The 20,570-nt window shown below is 53.4% G+C and carries 13 protein-coding genes; 3 read left to right on the forward strand and 10 right to left on the reverse strand.

The genetic code is table 11. The features are described from left to right. Positions 1–16 precede the first annotated feature (16 nt). The 10 genes from tssG to M2403_RS16720 all read right to left on the reverse strand — a co-directional run bounded on the left by tssG (position 17) and on the right by M2403_RS16720 (position 14,733). On the reverse strand, positions 17–1,105 hold the full coding sequence (tssG, locus tag M2403_RS16675) for a type VI secretion system baseplate subunit TssG (protein WP_405047834.1): 1,089 nt from the start codon (positions 1,103–1,105) through the stop codon (positions 17–19). Further along, positions 1,069–2,844, reverse strand: coding sequence for a type VI secretion system baseplate subunit TssF (gene tssF / locus M2403_RS16680; protein ID WP_259230154.1), 1,776 nt, complete (start codon positions 2,842–2,844; stop codon positions 1,069–1,071). Before tssF ends, tssG begins: the two co-directional genes overlap by 37 nt. Before the next feature lie 13 nt (positions 2,845–2,857). Then, positions 2,858–5,956, reverse strand: coding sequence for an ImcF-related family protein (locus M2403_RS16685; RefSeq protein WP_259230155.1), 3,099 nt, complete (start codon positions 5,954–5,956; stop codon positions 2,858–2,860). A gap of 2 nt (positions 5,957–5,958) precedes the next feature. Further along, positions 5,959–7,398, reverse strand: a complete 1,440-nt coding sequence (locus tag M2403_RS16690; RefSeq protein ID WP_259230156.1) for a hypothetical protein — start codon at positions 7,396–7,398, stop codon at positions 5,959–5,961. Next, positions 7,398–7,655, reverse strand: a complete 258-nt coding sequence (locus M2403_RS16695) for a PAAR domain-containing protein (protein ID WP_152326648.1) — start codon at positions 7,653–7,655, stop codon at positions 7,398–7,400. The genes M2403_RS16690 and M2403_RS16695 overlap by 1 nt, the downstream gene beginning before the upstream one ends. Next, a complete protein-coding gene (locus M2403_RS16700) occupies positions 7,652–9,679 on the reverse strand; it encodes a hypothetical protein (protein ID WP_217153034.1) in 2,028 nt (675 codons plus the stop codon). Before M2403_RS16700 ends, M2403_RS16695 begins: the two co-directional genes overlap by 4 nt. Positions 9,680–9,682: 3 nt before the next feature. After that, on the reverse strand, positions 9,683–10,549 hold the full coding sequence (locus M2403_RS16705; RefSeq protein WP_259230157.1) for a hypothetical protein: 867 nt from the start codon (positions 10,547–10,549) through the stop codon (positions 9,683–9,685). 15 nt (positions 10,550–10,564) lie between these two features. Then, positions 10,565–13,066: a type VI secretion system Vgr family protein gene (locus M2403_RS16710; protein WP_259230158.1), complete on the reverse strand. Its 2,502-nt coding sequence runs from the start codon at positions 13,064–13,066 to the stop codon at positions 10,565–10,567. Between the two features lie 316 nt (positions 13,067–13,382). Then, positions 13,383–13,865 carry a hypothetical protein gene (locus M2403_RS16715; RefSeq protein ID WP_259230159.1) on the reverse strand — a complete coding sequence of 161 codons (483 nt, stop codon included), beginning with the start codon at positions 13,863–13,865 and terminating at the stop codon, positions 13,383–13,385. Beyond that, positions 13,855–14,733, reverse strand: a complete 879-nt coding sequence (locus M2403_RS16720; protein ID WP_259230160.1) for a transcriptional regulator — start codon at positions 14,731–14,733, stop codon at positions 13,855–13,857. The genes M2403_RS16715 and M2403_RS16720 overlap by 11 nt, the downstream gene beginning before the upstream one ends. A 747-nt stretch (positions 14,734–15,480) precedes the next feature. Here M2403_RS16720 and M2403_RS16725 point away from each other — a divergent pair. From M2403_RS16725 to M2403_RS16735, 3 genes are all read left to right on the forward strand, one after another. Next, a complete protein-coding gene (locus M2403_RS16725) occupies positions 15,481–15,870 on the forward strand; it encodes a helix-turn-helix domain-containing protein (RefSeq protein WP_152326641.1) in 390 nt (129 codons plus the stop codon). 280 nt (positions 15,871–16,150) lie between these two features. Continuing rightward, positions 16,151–16,957 carry a hypothetical protein gene (locus M2403_RS16730; RefSeq protein ID WP_165060035.1) on the forward strand — a complete coding sequence of 269 codons (807 nt, stop codon included), beginning with the start codon at positions 16,151–16,153 and terminating at the stop codon, positions 16,955–16,957. A gap of 35 nt (positions 16,958–16,992) precedes the next feature. Next, positions 16,993–20,570, forward strand: a 3,578-nt coding sequence (locus tag M2403_RS16735) for an ESPR-type extended signal peptide-containing protein (RefSeq protein ID WP_259230161.1), incomplete at its 3' end; no start/stop codon positions are given.

Raw genomic sequence — 20,570 nt, forward strand, 5'->3', positions numbered from 1 at the left:
AAAGGAGGCCGCTGTATTACATACGGGACAGCGGCCGTACCGGTTTTTTATCCCTGATCCGCCCCAGTTTCATCGTCACCTCTTTGGGCATCTCATCCAGATTATCTTCCCTCAACCCCATCACCACGTTATAGCCCGCCATTAGCATAGGGTCACCCAGGCGTGGCAGCGGTGCGAGCTTCATCGGGATAGTCAGCGTCAGGCTGGCATCGTAGTCGCAGCCCAGATAAACGCGCAGCAGGGTAAACACGTCCTCCCGCAACTGACCACCGGGCAGCCAGCCTTTAGCCTCTGCCGCGTCATCGGTAAACATTTCTACGCCGATGCAGTAGTTGGCGTCCGAGGTTTCACTGTCCAGTACCAGATGATCGCCAAGGCGTTGCTGAGCTGAGAAAAAAAACATCGCCTGCTTACCGGCCGGCATCCGCGTGACCTTGTGCGGTTTCACGGTGACCTGCGTGTGGGGTGCCTGCGTTTTTATCACGCTGACAATACCTTCCGCCGTGCGGGTGGTTCTGACCAGCGGTTGCAGTAACGCCAGCAAGCGCGAGGCGGGCACGTCGCCACTGTCGGTGATACCGGTCAGGGCCATCAGGCTGCGCGACGTTTTGTCGGTACCTCCGTCCTCAAAGGTGGCGGGATAGCTGTATTTTCGCCAGATACGGTAAAACTGCGTCATCATCCGGTGGTTGAAGATGTCTGAGAAGGCTTCCAGCGCTTCATGGCCTTCGCGCTTTTGGGCAATGTCATCGATGTAGCGGGTCGGCAGCGGCGAGTCCACGCCGTACAATCCCATAAACGTGGTGCGCACCGTCGGCGGCGCGTCCGGGCGTTCTTCGCTCGTTTCGACGGCTTTAAGTTCGCTGACCGGGAATCCCATTCCGGGGTGCGGGCGAAAACGCACGGGGTCTTCTTTCGGCGAGAAGGTGCTGCCGATCGGCTTGTTATCTGAGAGCTGTTTCTCCAGCAGCTGGCAGAAACGGTAGAAGTTAAAGGCGTGCGCCCGGTCGTTGCCGTCCTTGTCCCGCCAGAATTCGCTCAGCCGCTTTTCGTTATCATCCGTCGTCATCAGAATAAAATCCGTTTCAAGCGCCTTTCCGGCCATGCCCATTGAGTCCCGGACTGACTGAGCGTCACAGTCAGTTGCGTGAAGCGGCGGATATCGGCGTACTGGGTGTAAAACTGTTCGAGAACTTCACAAAACAGCAAAGCATCACCCTGACCACAGAACTGATGTTCATCCAGTGTCACGCGGATCTCTACGCCGTGCCAGCCTTCGGCGGGGTAGTGCGACGGCGTGTATTCAACATGCGTGATGCCCGCAATGCGACGGGCGTTGTCCGCGTCGTTTGTCCAGTCAAGCAGGCTGAGCGCGTGACGCAGCGTATCGATTTCCATCAGACCGGCGATGGCCTGCGGATGCAGCAGCGACAGCACCTGCCACTGATAGAGTTCAGCGGTCGGCGGGTAATGCGGCATGGAGGGACGCGTGCGGGTCGCACACTTCAGCTCAAGATTACCCAGGGCCGTCTCGCCGTCGAAAACACTTTCCTGTAACGTCATGCGCGGCCAGGCACCGTTTGTGCAGGTCATGTTCAGGCGCATCTTCAGGCCGTTTTGCTCCTCGTGGGTACGTCCCCCGAGCATTAAAATAGTCTCGTTGAGTCCGGACGCTCCGCGGTACATGCGGGTATGGTAATAGCGGTCGGGCCAGTTCCTGGCGTATTTCAGCATCCCACCTTTCTGCCGGAACTGGCTGTAGGGTACGTAGCTGAACTCAGTGTTGTCCTCAGTCACTTCCGCGACGTCATTGACCGCGTAGATTTCGGTATGGCCGTCGCTGAGCCGGTGCGGCCGAAGGCGGTAATCGCTGACCGCGGTGGTCACGGACAGCGGCTGAGCCAGCAGGCGGAACAGGTTAATCACCGGCACGCAGTGCATGCGGATGGCGTCCGGCGGTACGGCCAGATCGTTCGGCCAGCGTTCGCTGAGCGTCACCTCGATATCAAAGGAGGTGGTGTCAGACGGGAAGGTCAGGGTCTCCAGCCCGCGCAGCTGCATATAGAAATAGCGCTCGGGCGAAGAGAAATATTCCAGCCACGGGCGCACTTCGCCGCACAGCGCCGGGCTGTCGCTCTCCGGCCAAAGCGAGGCGTCGTTTTCTGCCTGCCAGCGCGGCAAAAACTGCACGTCCACCGGCGTCAGCTCTGTCGACGTCTGCCAGAACCGCACGTTCACCCGCTTTACCTGACGGCTGAGAGCCAGATACAGCGCAGACTGCAACACGCGGTCGCCGTTGAGATACAGGCTGATGTTTTGCCAGTCGGCGTGGCGGATTTCAGTGAGGGCGGGCAGGGTAAAGCGCAGTTTCAGCGCCTGCTGGCCTTCCGGAAGGGTAAACAACGATACCGTTTCGAGCGCAAAAGGATGCACCTTCAGGTCGCGGGTCGTGCGGTAGACGTAGCGCTGACGATCATTGCCCAGTGGCTGGGTTAACAGATCGCTCTCAGCGGGCAACACCTCTTCGCGAACGTGCAGCTCCGGCGCGGTCGGTGTCAGTTCGACGATGGCCGTGGAAGGCAGGGTGCGGTTGATCACCGGCACCAGGTGCGAGAGCAGCGGCTCGGTCAGTTCGGGGATGTCATCGTCAATCTTCTGCCGCAGCTTCGCCATCATCAGCGAAAAGCCCTGAAACAGCCGTTCGACCGAGTCATCGCGCGGCACCGGACTGCCATCTAATCCCAGTGCGCACCCCAGTTCCGGGAACTCTTTCGCAAACTCCAGCCCGGCTTCCTTCAGGTAGCGCATTTCGCCGTCAAAATATTTTAAGAAATCGTCTTCCATGTCGGTGCCTGCGTTATCGGAAAATCGTGGTGGGTAAACTGAAACCATCAAGTCTCAGCAGGCTGACCGGATCGTTACCGGCGATAAAGGCCAGGCGGTAATTGAGCGGCAGGCCGTCACCGGCGGTCCAGACCACCTGATAATGTGTGTTGTCCACCGGCGTAATTTTGGCCTTCTTCAGCAGCCGGTAAAATGCCCAGGCGCCAGGCGTATCAAAATAGAGCCGCGCACCGGCACGGACGCTGGTCCACACCAGCGATGCATCGGGATAGTACGTGTCGCCCGGCCACTGAATGTCCTGCCATAACGGCATCTGGTTGAAGTACAACAGCTTCTGGCCATCGATGCTCAGTTCGGTCTGCACCACGTCTCTGGCCGTGCCCGCCTGCAGTTTGAAACGAAATCCCCAGCCCGTATCGTTAAGCGCGTGACCTAAGCGGTCGAGCTGGTTCAGCTTACTGAGAAAAGCGGCGTTCACCGTCAGCCCCGGCGGCAGTTTGCCGGCCTTCTGCCAGCGGTTGTCTTTATACTCCAGCACACCATTCAGATGTTCGCGGATGAAACCGGCAATCAGGCCGGTCTGCGGGTTGATAAAATCGTTCAGCGCCGCCAGTGACGCGTCTTTCGGACTGTCGCTGAACGGGAAGGTGTTATCGAATTCTTTATGCCATGCTGTGACAATTTCCTGCTGCCACTGCGCATCCATCCCTTTGACGCCGGTCGTCATCACACCTTTCCATGTCTGGCTGAGCGGTGCCAAAAACAGCGCCTGTGCCATCGGTTGCCAGCCGCTGCCCAGTTGAATACGCAGACGGGCGGGTAATTCAGATACCTGGTTATCGATTTGCGTACCGCGAAATACCGACTGCGAGAGTGCCGCCGTGCCGCCGGTGGCCGCGGACAGGTTGCGCATCTTGTCGCGCAGTGCCGCTGTTTGTGACCGCCAGGCAGACAGCGTAATACCGTTCCCTTTACCGGTTCCGTTCGCCATCGAGACGATGCCGCCAAACACCGGCTGCAGGGCAGGACTCAGTTCACTGCGTCGTGCGTTCGGACTGCCGGCCAGTCCCTGCCAGGCCAGCTGTTTCATCAGCGCTATCTGTGGCGACCGGCTGACGTCAGAAGCCAGTGCCAGCTGCTCTGCCGGATTAGCCGCCGGATGTGCCTTCAGCTGGTTAAGCGTTTTCTGCCACGCGGTGCCGTATTCGGCAAAATAGCGCGCCGTTAACCGTTCACCCAGTGCGGCGGGGGAGAGTGACGCTTCCACCTGATGCCCCGGCTCTGCCAGAACCCAGCCGACCTGTTCCTGCCGCTGCGTGACCAGTGCGGTAATTTCCGGCGCGATTGCACCTTCATACGCCTGGCGGGTAAAGCTGCCCGGCACGACTGCGTCGAGGGTAAACATCCCGCCGGTCTCCTGACCGCCGAGCAGCTGCGTCAGCGACAAATCCGCGAAGTTACGTGAGGTGCGGTAAATCAGGGCGGCATAGAGCTTGTGCTCTGCGTCCGCGCCGCTCATGGCGTTCAGCAGGGCCGACCGCGCCTGCGTGACCGCCGCGCTGTCAGGCTGGATTTTCCAGTCAGGGTGCCGGGCAAACTGCGCGGCCAGAAAAGCGATATCCTGCGGCGCGACGTTTTTCAGCAACGGCGTCAGCTGCTGCGCTAAATAGCGCTGCGCCTCTGCGCCGGTAGTTTTGTCGGGCTGGGCCAGCATCAGGTAGGTTTTCAGGACATCGTAGGACGGCGTGGGTGATATCAGTTCCGCAATCAGCTGCCGCTGCGCCGGTTGAACGATAAGCCGATGGGCCAGCGCCGAGTATTGCGGCCAGAGCGCGGGAAGCAGCGGATCCGTGACGTCCAGACCAAAACGGCGGTACATCGGCGTGCCCTGTTCCTGCTGAGCCAGTAAGGTTTGCACCCTCTCTCGCAGCGAAGACAAGACGGCAGGCGAGGGGGATATTTTTGCCTGCTGAACCTGCTCCGCACTGCCGGTCACCAGCCGGTAATTGCTGATGCCGGATACGATTGTACCGATGGCCAATACCATTATCGCGGTCGCGGCGCTCCAGTTCGCCACTGTTCGCGCCGTTACCCCAACCGGACGACCAGCGCGGCGATGAATTCCCGCAGACAACTCCCGCCAGACCGGAGAGTCCGCGCGTTCATGCGGGCTGTACGCCCGTAGCGTCAGCGCCGGTGAAAACGCCACGCCGTACAAAGGCAGCGGACGATAGCTGTGAAGAAGCGGTTTGAATGCCTCTGTCCAGCCGGTCAGGCGGGCTTTTAAATCACTGGCCAGTTGCAGCAAAAACGCATGGCTCAGGTTTCCGCTGATTTGTGCCATGCCCTGTGCGCGAAGTTCGGGGAGCAGTGAATCGACAGAAGACGATAAAGACTCCGGCGTCAGCCTTTTGTTCCCGAACACCCCTACCAGCTGCACCGGCCGTTCGGGTTGCGGCCAGGTCATTTCGCGCCGGTCCAGCAGATACACCGGCAGCTCCCAGCGCAGCCGGTGGCGGACGATTTCATAACCACGAAGCACGGAATCAGCCTGCGCCGCCTGGGTATATTGCGCCTCATGGCTGACCCAAATCAGCGCATCGGCAGGAGCATTGGAGCGCAGACGGCGTAACACCTGAAGGTCTGCCGGGTTGCCGCCTGTCGCAAGTGACCCACCCCACAACAGCAGGGTCTTGCCAACGGTCATCCAGCCAGATTCTGTCAGCCCCGGAGCAATTGATTCGACATCATTCACTTCACCCATCACCAGCAGCCAGGGGAGTTTGCGCTTCCAGCGCAGACCATAGCGATGCCGGAGGACAGATTTTAACCGGCCAACATCAATGGACGCTTGAACGGGTCGCTCTAATTCTAAACCCGCCGGGGCGACTTTAGGACGCACAGGAACCCTCCAGCTGGCCGATGTGGTGACGAGGGTAAATGACAGGGCAATAAGCGTGACAATCAGCGTGATGACCAGAACGGCCATTAAAATGCCGGAGTCCTTTGAGGACGAAGAAAACACGCCGTATTGCCGGAACACACTGATAATCGCGACTACAACGGCCAGCAGCAGGAACAGTATTCCCAGTGGCTTAATGAATTTCTTCACAATCAGCTTCCTTGCTGCGCAGAACGGATAAAGTGCGGCTCAAGCAGGCGATTTAATACGATCCGCAGGCCCACGGCGCTGCCAGTCATTGTGACAACCAGTGTCAGGATCAGCGTGATCGCGCCCCAGAAAGAAAACAGCCAGTCCGGGAAGGCATTGCCGAGGGACCAGAACAACACCAGATTGAACAGTAGTGAAGCGACCAGGCATCCGGCAGGGTAGACATCGCGGGGTAACTGGCTGAGATAGTCAGTCTGAACCGGCGCTTGATCCCCGACAACGACTGCCCAGGCTGACTCTTCTGTGGTGGTCAATACCCACTGGCTGCCCTGACCGCGCTTAATCATATCAGCGGCGGCGCCGATCATCAGCCAGCCTGAAAGTGACCCATGCATCCCGCAGCCTTTGTCGAAATCCAGCTGCCCGCCCATAGGGGCTTCTTTGCGCAGCGGTAATTTCACGTCATGAACAACGGCATTGAGCTTCTGACGCAGGATGTCGGTCAGCCCGGAGAACCACAGCAGGCGAAGAGACTCTGCCGGCTGCTGAGTCATGTCTCGCAGTTCCAGCAAATCTTCGGGCAGTTTTTTAAGATTTAACGGCATGGCTCTGAAGAGCTGCGGGGCATTTTGCAGGGTATCTGGTCTAAGCAAGTCGGCGGGGGAGAGCAGCAGGCCAGTCGCTATTTCGCTGAGAGGCTTTTCATCCACACCGTCGTAATACTGCATCGCAATAACGAGACAGGGCGCGTGTGCGTCTAAGCAGGTTCCCACAGTTTCCAGAGACGCCTGCGGGCGAACAGGGTTTACCTGTAACGAGTATCCGGGATAAAGCGTTTGCCAGAGCTCTTCGAGGTAGAGAACGTGTGTTTCCGTCACCTCCGTTTGCGTCTGCACATAGAATTTGAATGTTACCTGTTTTGGCAGATTCAGCGCTTTAATGGCGTCTTCAAACGACGTCAGGATATGGCGGCAGATGATTTCAAAACGATAAATACCCGGCGGCGCATCGTCCTCAGGAAACAGAAACACGGCAGGCTCCTCGTTATCGCCTTCTGGACGGGAGAGGCCAGCAACCTGCGGATATAAATGCTGACGGGTGGTGAAGTTCACGCTATCAACAATATGCAGATGCTGATGTGTCCAGTTTTGCCACGCAGCGTTGGTGTTTGCCTGCCAGTGCGTCCAGCTGTAATACATCAGCGCTCCGGCCTCCCATATCAGGAGATAAAGCGACAGGCACGACAGGATCCCAACCAATGTGAAGCCAGTCAGCGGCAGATAATGACCTGAAGACAACGGATACAACCCGGTTGATGGCGTGTCAAGCACGACCCAGACTAAAGCCAGTGCAAAAGCCGTCATGAAGATAAACACGCATACCCACGGTGACCACGCAGGAGGCTTTTGCTGAGATTCAGCCTGAGGAACTGACCAGCCCATTATTCGAACCCTGCATCAGGGAAGCGGGCATACACCACGGATCCGCATTCGGTTTTACAGCCCTGTACTACAATGCCTTTCCCTTGTTCTTCATAACCCGGCTCACATTCGATAATGCGGTTCGGGCCGTGTTCAGGGCAACTCACGCTGTCGTGTAGCAACGCCGCATTTTTACCTTCGATTTCAAACGTCGATGAAGCAGAAATCACAGCGCCGCCGTGGGATGTTTTATCTCCAAGAACTACGACATTTTTCATGCGAGTTCTCCCTGCGTTTTCTGTGCCCGGACTAACGCGATATTGTCAGCCTCGGCTTTTTTCACCGCCGCGTCATAACGTAGCTGTGCATCAGCGTCCACGTCTTTACGGATAATGGGTGGCAACGGAGGTGGCGTGAAAGTGCCTGTTTGGTAGTAATTATCTGAGCCAATATGTGTCCAGTCAGCCATATCGCGTAACATCTGCATCTGGGTTTCATTTTGCCCGATATTACAGAATCCGATCGGTAAGTCGTAGGCCATTACTTGCTGAAGGAACAGCGGGTTCTGGGGTAAATCACTGTGGTCGGCAGGCCGGGAAATATATTGACCTATACGCGAGCGCATTTGCTCAACGCTTTCCCTGTCAACATTACGTTTATCATAGGGAGAGCCAGAGCCTGGCGGGACGGGGAAGGTTTTACGCTCATTGAAGCCATAGAGCTTGATGTAATATTTGTAGGTATTGTCGTTGGGCTTCCCTGTTTCCGGATCATTGGTGCTCCAGCTATAACCATAACTGTCGTAGTTTTTATCACCCAGGTAGATTTTATGCGCTGCTTTATCGGCGGGTAATTCTTCAATATGTTTACGGTCTTTATCAAAATCAGCCAACTGCTCCGCAGTAATGGGCTGGGGGACCTGTTCGGCATTGATGTATAGCTTTTGGTTTGGGTCCGGATTAGGCCATGCCTGGCGGCTAAACAAAGTATCATTGCTGTCCCAGAATTTTTTACCGCCATTCGGTTTCCAGTCCCTGCTCATATCTGGCAACGTACCGAACGGCGTTTGCAGATTCGGTGCTTCGCCACAAGCCATATTACGGGCGAGCATGCGCACAAAAAGTGAGTTTTTCGGCACCATCGCAAAAACAGGGTGCGGCTGGGTATAGTTGCTGGCTTTCGTATTGGGAAGCCCTTGCCAGCCAATACTCAATAAGGGTGACGACCCCATTACCCGGTCATGTGGGCTGCAATAAATATATGTGCGTCCGTGATTGTCCCGCTCAGGAACATCCGGATTGGAGGTTTTCCCATCCGGTTGCCAGTTTTCACCCGCACCATCAAGACCGCAAACGAGTTTTTTCGGGTTGGCGTTCTTAAGCCGGTCCTTATTTTCAGCCACCTTTCCGACTATATCAGCAAAGGTGACGCGTCTCGCAGCGTCAGAAATACATTCGGCTAATGGGTAGGAGAGATAATCCATCCCCTTACTTTCCAGGCAGAGCGGGGAATTCATCACAAAAAGCGCATCGGGCGCGGCGCCCTCCATTGCGGCCGCTGCGGTGGCGATCATGGTGCCCTGGCTGTGAGATATAACGGTGACGGTATCCGTCGGGCTGAGTTCGCGGATCTTTCTCACCAAATTAGCCAGTCGCTCGGCCGCATGCGAGTAATATTCACGCGGTGGTGCATTTGCCAAAAGGCGATCTGTTTCTTCATTGATAAACTGCGTACTAAATGGGATTGGAATTTTTTTGACCCATTTACTGAAGCCGTATTTGCTCCACAACGAATACAGTGAAGTGCAGCCGTTCTGGAAAGGGCCTCCGCCCCAGAAAAATCGGTTATTACTTTTCTTAATCTGTTCATCACTGAGGTCGGTATAGCTATCGCCTTTTGCAGTTCTCAGAGGGATGACGAAATCATTTTCTTTGCCGGATTGTGCTCTGTATCCCCAGTAAAAACGGATGACAGGAGATCTGCCCTTCTGAGTTATTTTTACTGGAAATGTATTATCTTCATTGTATGTATTAGGTGTTAAAGTAAATTGAGGATCTTTCAGACCAAGACGTTGATTAAGACCTGCACAAAGATTTTCTTCTGCTGTTTTGTACCATTCGCCTTCTGAGTTAACGCCATGAACAAAAATAACCAGGCCTGGAAGTTGGGTACCTTTTCTTATCTCCCCTCGAACACCAACACTTTGGGGGCTCATCGTACTTCTGGCTTGTTGAATACCATTAGCAGTGGTTTCGCTATTCAGTAAACGAGTAGGCTGATCGTGTTGATAGGCTTCAGACATAGGTCATCCTTGATTTTTAAGCTGAGTAGGGAGTCGTGTGGAGTTGCAGGTAAATTGAGTTGTGCTGTGAGGGGATAGCATCAATTTTGGAATTGTATCTTGGGGAATATTATCTCTTATATTATAATATAAAGTACTTACCTTATTGCCCAACTCAGAAATTTTTTCATTCGTATATGAATACTTGGATGATAATAAACTTCCATTTACATCCAAAAGATTACTTTTATCTAAAGCATCATCAGGTATTCCCATTGCCAGTAGTTTTTTATAGAAAATTTCATTAATTAATATTTCTCTTGGTTGTATAAAAGTGCCATCGGTATTATTTGTGTATTTATTAGCGTTGTAATTGATGCTCTTAATGTATATGGCATCATCAGAAATAACGATTGTGTAATCTTTAGATGCTGAGCGATCACTAGCACCAAATTTAATATCCCTAAATGTTTTCCCACCATCATTACTGGCTGACAATATACTATAGGCACAGCCTCTGAGGGGATCACCGCAAGCATCGTTATCACCGCTCACCAATGGAATCGCCAGCATATCGTCGTTTTTCGCTGCCCAGATAAACTTGCCCTTATAGTTCATGGTTCCCTTAGAAAGGAACCAGAGTTTAGTTTTTATCTTCTTGTTATCGTTATGATAATAAATCGAACCATCATCGCAGTTCGAATAATCCTCCAGAGTGAGATAGCGATTTTTATCGATACGATAAATCACCTGTGGTGGGTTATGGATGGGTTGTACTGCCAGCTTTTCTGGCTGCGTGGATGTTTGCACCGGAGGGGGTGTCACGGCACAGCCATTAAGGCTGGTCAGTGAAAATATTAATGTAGCTGCGAGTAAAGTTAGCTTTTTCATATTCTGTCCTTGTAGTTATTCGCCATCCAGTAACGAAATGACCATATCCTGCGCGGCTTGTGATTTAGTGAGAGAGGTCATGCCTTTTTCATCGGTCAGTCCTTCAATGACCTGCCCATCATCCAGTGTGATTTTATATTTCTGAGAAGCCAGTGGCTTGCCGTTGAGCGGATGAGTAACCACAAACCCCTCATTAAACTGCTCCGGCTCAAATGATTTCATCGCACTCTGCATGCTCGCCACGCCTTGTTTGACGATGCCGCCATTTTTCACCAAGAGTTTCCCCGGCCCGCCAATCTCAACGTTCCCGCCTTTCAGCTTGATGTAGGCGCCGCCGCAGATCAGAACCAGCTCGTCCTGTGCTGTCACCGTCATCTTTTTTCCGCTGGCAATATGCGTATCGTCCGTTGACCAGGTGGTGAATTTCCCGCCCTGCGCCTGAACGTCGATGTCACCTTTGGCGGCAAACATTTTGGTTCCCTGACGGCTGTAGAGGCTGATTTGTTCTCCGGCTGCCACCGTGAATTTCTTCGTCGCGCCGATATCCACCTGTTTACCGGCGGTCAGCGTCAGGCTGTCTTGCGCGTACAGTTGCATGCTGTCCCCGCTGACAATACCGACGCCTTTTGGGGCGCTTAAAAGTAAAACGGCTTGCTGAAGTTTGTCGAGTTTCTGCTGAAGCAAGGTTTGTTGACGGTCAATATCAGCGGCTAATGCCTGCGCCTGTTGCGCGCTGGCCGACAGGCTCTGCATTTCCACCATCGCACTGGAAAGAAGTGCTTTGGCCTGTTGCATGTCCAGTTGCTGACCTGCGGCGGAAGCCTGCACATCGGCGGAAATAAACACCCCCTTACCACCGCGAACGGCCACCCAGTCGTGGGTACGCAGCTCGGCACCGTGGCCACGGTCTTTGCGCTTGTCATCGACCAGCGCACCGAGGTTCAGCTGGCTTTTACCGCTGGCCGGTGTCGAAAGCTTGATGTGCTCTTTCCCGCGCGTATCGTCCAGGCGAAGCTTGTTATTTGCCGGAGTGCGTATGACGTTCCGCTTGTAGTTCGGTAACGCCACATGATCCGGGTGCGTTGAATCATGCAGCGCACAGGCGATATAAGGCCGGTCAACGTCGCCGTTCTCGAACGCAATCGCCACGCCGGTAGAATCCAGCAGCGGCATATGGAAGCCGTAGGTATCACCGGAATAGGGTTTCGCCAGACGCAGCCAGCAGCTCTCAAAGCCTTTCTGCCATTCGGTGCGGTCGAAGCCGAACTGCGCGCGGTACAAACCGTCGGCGTTGATGTGGGCGTAAGGTTCGTCCGGATGCGCGCTGGAAATACGTGCTGGCAGCGTGCCGGTGACGGTCGGCCACGGCAGCAAGGCAGGACGATACGGATGTTGGGTATTACGCGGAACGGCGGTGAAGGTGACAAAATACGCCGTATCGCGGGCGACGTTTTTAGACTCAGTGGAGACAATCAGCAGGCCGTCCGGCGCTTCCGGCCAGTCTTTACCGGGCGTGGTGATGACCATCCCCGGACGCAGCGTCATGCAGTTAGATTTGCCCTCGAACGTGACTTGTTCGCTGAGGTAGCGCTCCTGACGGCGTCTGGCGTACCACATCCCCTGTCCGGGCTCGGTGCTGTATTCCTTGCCCGGCTCAGGATAGTACTCACCCCAGCGGTAATCTTCGGCAACCAGCGCAGGGTAATCCGGACTGGTCTCCGTCGTGCCAGTCATATCGCTTTGCGCAGCAGGGTAATAGTCGTCGTTGACCGTTACTGCCTTCGGAATGGCCTTGCGGCTGACCGACATCTCCCAGACCGATTCCAGCCCGCCGTCGAACATGCCCGCCGGGTTGCGGAACGGGATAGCGACCGGCTCCGGCCAGGCGTAAGAATGGTCTGCCAGCACCATGACGTCGCAGTTGTTCTCTTCATCGTATTCAAAGAAGTACGAGATGCCGCTGTCGGCCAGGCGTCGCGCAATGTGCGCATATTCACTTTCACCAAACTGCATCATGAATTTTTTCAGCGGGTACTGATCATTGAGCGCAAACCGAAAATCCAGGCGGTCCATGTTGTAACGCAGGAAGGTGTTTTCGGTCATGCTGATGACGCTGTCGTTCTGGTAAATCGCGTTATTGCTGCCCTGATTTAACCGGGTGACGCGGTGTTCCAGTGTGGCGACGTAGCGGGTCTCATCGGCGGAGGTGCTGCACTGACGAAACTGTGTAATAACGCCGGGAATAATACGCGGTTTAACGGACTCCCACGGTTTACCGTCGGGATACATCAGGAACAGCGCGGAATAGTTGATGATGTGCTGGGCGGGGATGTCTTTCACCGCGCTGGTGAACTCAATCTCATAGCGCAGGATATCGCTGATGGCCTCGGTGCCGCTGAACTTGAGCACCGAAATATCGACGCCCGGCAGCTGAGATTCCAGGCGTTTAAGTCTTAACTGGTAATGGTTGTGGATCGGTAATTTGCTGCCTGCAAGAATGTAATCCTGAATGCTCATTGCTTAATTCCCTTTATCCAAACGCATAACCTGAATACAGACTGTGTCTGCTTCAGGTCATCGCGGTGTCATTATCCATTGCACGATGTCTTGCCCCTTTGAAACCGAGGTCCTTCCCTGACTTAAGTCAAATTATCATTGTGCGAGTTTACTCATAAACGTTCTGAATTGAAGTGTTATTTGTCCAGTTTTCAGAAATTGCGAGGGGAGAAGAATTTCATCATGCCATGTGCAGACAAGAGGTGTTTTTTGCGTGAAGGAAAAGGGGTTCTCGCGCCGAAACGCGGGTAACCGACGTCTTCATACAGCGGCAAAATTATCCGGGGTGTTTAACAGGGTTGATAACACAGGAAAATAGCGGGGTATCACTCTGGATAAAAAGGTAGGTAGATTTGTTTTCTTTGGCTAACTGATATGTCACTCCCCGATCGCTATAAAGGAAAAAATCGGGCGTCAGCGCGTTGAGTGATGCGTCCGTGACATTATCATTATGCAGATAGGAAGAAACCATTGTCAGCGTGTCATCATTGACCCAATACCGGAAGGCGATCCTTTTATTAATTTTGGTAATTGCGGCACCCTCTTTTTTAAAATAACCGGATGTTTCAACGATGCCGTTCCCGTTATCAAAATGGTAGTACATCAGTGCCGAGTAAACAGAGTTGCCCTTCGATATCACGATTTCTGACTGACAAGAAAAATTATTCTTCTGGTGATTCAGATACCCCAAAACGAACAGAGGGGAAAGAGCAAAAATAGCGAGCAGAAGGTAAATCCACGCATGCTTATTATTTATCATCAGTTTTTTCCAGATATATATAGCTCAGGCACTGTGCGTTAATTTTCTCTGCAGGCTTATCGCACATTAATAAAGCTGTTCCTTCAGGGAGCCGGTTGAGGGTGATGTAAGCATACGTTTTGTCTGTACAGGTGATCCCTCCGTGTTGAAAAAGCGCTGAAAATTCCTTTATAGCGACGTCTTTATCATAGTAAGAGGAGGTAAGCATGCAGCCATTTACTTTGCCAATCAGATGGTAATCAGTAAAAAAGGAGCCTTCAGGCTTGAGCTGCAGATAGGTCATCAGACTCAGTCCACAAAATACGAATGCTGTCAGATAAAAATAAAGAGGGGAAATTCTCTGATGGCCGGTTTTTTGCGGCAATGCGGAGTCGGGCGCAGAGAGGGTTTCGGGTTGCCGATCAGAGGCGGGTAAATTTTGTTCTGTAGCGGAGTTTTCAACATCGTCATTCTGTGGTGAATAAACCTCACCCGGAAGGGACTGAACAGGGGGAGACGCTTCACGCATTTCCTGTGGGTCTGTTTCTTTCGCGAAATAAAGCGTCGCATGACCGGTAAATTTAATTCCCGTTTTGGGTATGGTTTGAACAATATCGTCCCCGATGCCAGCTGATTTCAGGCCTTTACGGACAATGGCAATATTCTGATAGAGCGTATTGGCACTGACAAATGCTCCGTTTTTGCCCCAGATATTTTCAAAAAGAAATTTCTGAGTGAGTACTTCGCCCTGGTTTTGCAGCAGCAGTAACAAACACTGGCTTGCCGGGGTATGCAGCGTGACTTTAACGGTGTCCGATGTCAGTGAGATCAAGTGATGGGCGTCAGAATCAAAGATCACCTGATCGCTGATAAGGTATTTGAGGGGCATATTGGTATCTGTTCCCCTTGAGGATTTCTTAAAGTGTATACCACCTGAGGATCTGCGCCGGGGTAACAGGAACCCTGGTCAGAAAAAATCTTATTAAGAGTTATATGTTTCAAAATCAGTGCATTGAAATTGTTTTTCTTTATGTATCTTTCTTCGCAACGTTGCATTCTTTCTCTTTTTTCCCTCTTCTTATTAAGCATAATTCAAAAGACTTCACTTTCCTCCCGGCACGTTCGACCTTAGTTTGTGTCTCAGCGCCACGGTGAAAGTATGTTCCCCTGCGTGGCTTGTACGGATGATCATAAAAATTTGCCGCTGAACGGCCATTGCCCATTTGGGAGTAAGCGCAGATATGAGGAGTAGAAAGTGGAGGGTTTAGAAAAGTAGTGCGAGAAATCCTAATATATACCACAAAGGAAACATTACCTTAGGCAGGAAAGTAGCATAAAACTCTTCATGTGAGCATTTTTTTGGTTTTTTAAAGTGAGTTTTTCGGGATGGTGGGTTGTTGATTTTTAACGCCACTGAATTCTCCATTCATAGTGAATAACTCTGGCTAATTCATTTTAAACGGAATAATCAGCAAGAGCATGTCAGGCCGGGTGACTCATCAGAGATACCCTGAAGTGTATTGTAAGATCGTAGTGGAAACATATAATCAGCCACATTAATTCTATGGGTAATATATTTTTGCTAAATACATGGATGACAGCCTTGGTTGGTTGTTTCGACTAACGGGTAAAGTAAATGGATTATAAACTGTACGGTTTTTTAATTGGTAAAGACATTCACTTTGATATAGGCAGCAAAAGGCTTTATCGCTTTTCTGTTGACTGTACAGAGCGAAACCTGATGTTTGGTTCGGTCTTTTTTAACGACACCATGATGCAACTTTTCCTTTATCTGCTGAGCCATGGCCGGTCGCAAAAAGTAACCAAAGATGAACTCCTGAGCAAAATTTGGGAAGAAAATAATCTGAGCCCATCGACGCAACGTCTGTGGCAGGTACTTAATAAGCTTAACAAGAAACTCGCGATGGTGGGGCTTCCTGAAGATTTCATCCAGAGTGCCAAAGGAGCGGGTTACACAATTAATTATCCTGAAATAACGCCGCTCTATTGTGAGCATGTTAAATAGTTTTAGTGCAACTTTTCATTCATTTGGTGAATATTTAAATTAATTTTCTACGAAATTAATATACATGAATCATCAGAGCAGAGGAGTATTCATCTTTGCTTGTGTAACATATTGGCAGCATTAATAACATCTTAGATAAATGCCTTATATTTTATATAACGGCTGAGGGCTGCTCTACGTTTGAATATTAGTATCGGCGCTTTTTTTGCAAGCCGCGGTTACCTGCTTAATGATTTTTAAATAAAAGTTGAATTACCCATTCATCTACTGTGAGTTTTTTATGAAAAATATGACATACGGAATTTATTTGCGTAATCCGCTTATATCTGCGGCCCGCGCTATTTCCACCTCAGCATTATTGCCTTTGCTGATGCTGAGTTCGTTATTGACGTTCAGCCAGGTTGCCGCTGCCGATACGCAGGTGAAAACCGGCGTGCATGAGCAGACAGAGGTCGCCGGGGATCCTGCGGCCCGCCATTTGGCTTATTCAACTGTTTTTAATGACGCGGTAGCCAATGATCTGAATGGCAATCCGCAGGCAGCCCGTCAGGGCTATGACCTGCTGCTGGGTACTGAATTCGCCGGTCAGGTTGCGACGCCTTCAGCCATCAATCTGGCCGTTCTTAACCGGTTCGACGAATCAAAAACGGCATTTCGCCATCTCGCCGACGGCAAGAATACGCAGGAAGCCCAATACGCCAGCCTGTGGCAGTTATGGCTGACCGCCCGCACCTGGACAGGGTCTTCTGCCGCATTACAAAAGCAGCTGACCAAAGACACGGCGAAATACCACTTCACTTATCCACGCTATCAGGCGATTGCCAGATTGTATGCCGGTAAAGGCAGTCCGGACGCCATTTTCTCTGCCGTGAAATCGATGCCTGAAACCAGCCCGCTTGCAAAAGGGGACGCAGTCACCGAAGCCACTTTCTTCACCGGCGGATATTTGCAGTACGTCGCACACAACAATAACGCCGCTCAGAAATTATACGAGCGCGAAAAGAACGCTTTGAACCGCACCTCACTGGAAAAACCTTTGATCGATAAGGCCACAGCAACCCTGCTGGCCACAAACCACAAGCTTTAACTTAATCCTGGCATGGAGCCAGGAGGAGAATATAGATGAACAAGATATACCGTTTAGTATGGAGCTCTACACATAAAGCCTGGGTTGTTGCGGGTGAATTTGCGGGAGCAAGAGGAAAAGGCAGCAGCTCCCTGCGTATCGCAAAACGCGTGGGTGGGTTGTCTGGCTTTGTGGCCGCAGCACTTATCGCCTTCCCGGCTGACGCCTGGGTGGCAGGCGCGGGCACCAGCAGTGCCGCATTAGATAACAACATTGCAAGTAACACCTCAATCAACGGTGGCGCTGCCACGGCGTCAGGCAACGCAACGGCAATCGGACCTACCGCGTCAGCCACCGGTTCTTCAGCCACGGCGATTGGTCAGTCAGCCACGGCAACCGGAGCAGACAGCGTGGCACTTGGCCATTCGGCCAGTGCCACGATTGTGAATGGCATCGCAATTGGTCAGGGGGCAAAAGCCAGCGGGGGCAACGGTGCGATGGCTATCGGCTCGTTATCTGCGGCGTCTGATGATGGCGCGATCGCCTTTGGTTCTAATGCGACGGCGACGAATACCAACGCCACGGCTATTGGTCGTAGCGCGGTGGTAAATGGCTACAGTTCAGTGGCGATTGGCGATATGGCGAAAGCCGTTCCGGACCATACCACGGCGATTGGTGGCGGTTCTACCGTGACCGGTGCCACCGGTACAGCAATTGGCTGGTATGCCAACTCCGCAGGCGCCAACTCACTGGCGATGGGGTCGAATACCACGGCAACGGGTGACTCCTCACTGGCAATGGGCAATCTGGCCTCTTCAGTGGGTACCGGCTCCCTTGCTTTAGGTAACAGTGCCAGCTCCGCAGGGAATTACTCCCTGAGCTTCGGGGCCACTTCTCAGGCCGTGAACGGGCGTGATGTGGCAATGGGTTATGGTGCGGTGGCTAACTCAAATCCGGTAAACCCTGCACTGGGAGCGGAAGGTGCTGTCGCTATTGGCGGTAACGCGACCGCCGTGGGCTCTGTAACTCCGGGGGCGAATGGTTCTAATGCGCCGGTGGCTATCGGCGCTTATGCCACGGCGAATAACGCCGCAGGCGGGATAACTCAGGGTATTGCTATCGGCCAGCGTGCCACGGCGACCTCAACGTCAGCAGCGGGTAGCTCTCCGATTGCGATCGGCACAAAAGCCGTGGCGACCGGCGCGGGTTCCCAGACTGCGATTGGTGACAGCGCGTCTGCAACAGGTACAGATGCGATTGCTATCGGGGGGCATGCCTACTCCGCTGGCGTCAATGCCGCCGGGAATCAGTCTACCGCGATTGGTCAGTCTGCTTCTGCGCAGGGCCAGTCCGGCGTCGCTATCGGTAATAACGTGCAGGCGTACAACAGCGGATCTCTGGCAATGGGCGGCAACGCTGTCGCCGGGGTGAGTGGTTCTGCAACGATCACCAACGATACGGCTTTAGGTAACGGCAGCTCGGCGACCGGCGGGACGTCTACCGCAGTAGGGTATAACGCTAACGCCAGCGGTGCGGCTGCTTTTGCCGTCGGTGCGTCTTCTGCCGCTTCTGCTGCAAATGCAATGGCTGTCGGCAATAACGCCGTTGCCTCGGTAGCGGGGAGCGTGGCGCTGGGTCAGTCCGCGGTTGCCAGCCGTGTCGGGATGAGCGGTGCAAAAGAGAAGTTCAGCAATACGGCGGTGGCTTCAACTCAGGGTGCGGTTTCCGTGGGTAATGCGGGCTCAGAACGCCAGATCACTAACGTTGCCGGTGGTACGCAAGCGACGGATGCCGTCAACGTGCGTCAGCTTCAATCTGTTTCTGACGGCAGCGTGCATTACGACACCAACCCGGACGGCACGGTTAACTACAACAACGTCACCCTGGGTGGCACGACGTACAACAGCACCACGCATACCGGCGGGACGAAAATCACCAACGTGGCGGACGGGTCTGACCCAAGCGACGCGGTGAACTTCTCGCAGCTGACCACGACCAATAACAACATCAACAACATCTATGCCACCGGCACGAAATACTTCCACGCCAACTCGACCGGGACGGATTCTAAAGCACTCGGTGCAGATGCGATTGCAGTAGGTGTGAACGCGGTTGCGGATGCCAATTCGGCCAACGCGATTGCTATGGGTAATGGCGCATCGGCAACAGCCGCAGGTAACAGCGTCGTGATCGGCAATAAATCTTCGGCAAGCTATACAGGAATCGCAGCCAATGCCAGGCAGATCGTGATTGGTGATTCTGCTTATACCACGGGCAAGTCGGGTATCGCGATTGGCGCAGCCTCTGGCGCTACTGGTGATTCATCTATTGCTCTTGGTGCGGCCACCACTGTTTCTGGCAGTGGTGCAATGGCAATAGGCACCAGGGCTTCAGCTACCGGCGCGACTTCCATCGCTCTGGGTACTTCTGCGATCGCCAGCGCTGATAACAGCGTTGCCCTCGGGTTCGCTACGACAACGACCGCGAATCTCGGGCAGGCTGCCTATGTGCCTAAAGGCGCTAACGCGGCTGATATGAAAGGTAATGCCTCCGGGGAAGTCTCGATTGGTTCCGCCGGAAGCGAGCGCCGGATTACCAATCTGGCGGCCGGTGCTGCGCTGACTGATGCGGTCAACGTCTCACAACTGAAATCTCTTGCTGACGAGTCCGTGCAATACGACAAGAACGGCGACGGCACGGTCAACTACAACAGCATGACGCTGGGTGGCACGACGTACAACAGCACCACGCACACCGGCGGGACGAAAATCACCAACGTGGCGGACGGGTCAAATCCGAGCGACGCGGTGAACTTCTCGCAGCTGACCACGACCAATAACAATATTAATAATATTTTTAACACCGGCACTAAGTACTTCCACGCCAACTCAACAGGTGCGGATTCTAAAGCGCTCGGCGCAGATGCAATTGCTGTGGGGGTAAACGCGGTTGCGGATGCCAATTCGGCCAACGCGATTGCTATGGGTAATGGCGCATCGGCAACAGCCGCAGGTAACAGCGTCGTGATCGGCAACAAATCTTCGGCAAGCTATACGGGAATCGCAGCCAATGCCAGGCAGATCGTGATTGGTGATTCTGCTTATACCACGGGCAAGTCGGGTATCGCGATTGGCGCAGCCTCTGGCGCTACTGGTGATTCATCTATTGCTCTTGGTGCGGCCACCATTGTTTCTGGCAGTGGTGCAATGGCAATAGGCACCAGGGCTTCAGCTACCGGCGCGACTTCCATCGCTCTGGGTACTTCTGCGATCGCCAGCGCTGATAACAGCGTTGCCCTCGGGTTCGCTACGACAACGACCGCGAATCTCGGGCAGGCTGCCTATGTGCCTAAAGGCGCTAACGCGGCTGATATGAAAGGTAATGCCTCCGGGGAAGTCTCGATTGGTTCCGCCGGAAGCGAGCGCCGGATTACCAATCTGGCGGCCGGTGCTGCGCTGACTGATGCGGTCAACGTCTCACAACTGAAATCTCTTGCTGACGAGTCCGTGCAGTACGACAAGAACGGCGACGGCACGGTCAACTACAACAGCATGACGCTGGGTGGCACGACGTACAACAGCACCACGCACACCGGCGGGACGAAAATCACCAACGTGGCGGACGGGTCAAATCC

The sequence above is a fragment of the Rahnella sp. BIGb0603 genome, assembly GCF_024808755.1.
Taxonomy (GTDB): Bacteria; Pseudomonadota; Gammaproteobacteria; order Enterobacterales; family Enterobacteriaceae; genus Rahnella; species Rahnella contaminans.

What these genes read in the sequence shown, in the direction of transcription:
- tssG (WP_405047834.1), bottom strand. Translation starts at nt 1,105, where the DNA reads ATGGCCGGAAAGGCGCTTGAAACGGATTTTATTCTGATGACGACGGAT.
- tssF (WP_259230154.1), bottom strand. Translation starts at nt 2,844, where the DNA reads ATGGAAGACGATTTCTTAAAATATTTTGACGGCGAAATGCGCTACCTG.
- M2403_RS16690 (WP_259230156.1), bottom strand. Translation starts at nt 7,398, where the DNA reads ATGGGCTGGTCAGTTCCTCAGGCTGAATCTCAGCAAAAGCCTCCTGCG.
- M2403_RS16695 (WP_152326648.1), bottom strand. Translation starts at nt 7,655, where the DNA reads ATGAAAAATGTCGTAGTTCTTGGAGATAAAACATCCCACGGCGGCGCT.
- M2403_RS16700 (WP_217153034.1), bottom strand. Translation starts at nt 9,679, where the DNA reads ATGTCTGAAGCCTATCAACACGATCAGCCTACTCGTTTACTGAATAGC.
- M2403_RS16705 (WP_259230157.1), bottom strand. Translation starts at nt 10,549, where the DNA reads ATGAAAAAGCTAACTTTACTCGCAGCTACATTAATATTTTCACTGACC.
- M2403_RS16710 (WP_259230158.1), bottom strand. Translation starts at nt 13,066, where the DNA reads ATGAGCATTCAGGATTACATTCTTGCAGGCAGCAAATTACCGATCCAC.
- M2403_RS16715 (WP_259230159.1), bottom strand. Translation starts at nt 13,865, where the DNA reads ATGATAAATAATAAGCATGCGTGGATTTACCTTCTGCTCGCTATTTTT.
- M2403_RS16720 (WP_259230160.1), bottom strand. Translation starts at nt 14,733, where the DNA reads ATGCCCCTCAAATACCTTATCAGCGATCAGGTGATCTTTGATTCTGAC.
- M2403_RS16725 (WP_152326641.1), top strand. Translation starts at nt 15,481, where the DNA reads ATGGATTATAAACTGTACGGTTTTTTAATTGGTAAAGACATTCACTTT.
- M2403_RS16730 (WP_165060035.1), top strand. Translation starts at nt 16,151, where the DNA reads ATGAAAAATATGACATACGGAATTTATTTGCGTAATCCGCTTATATCT.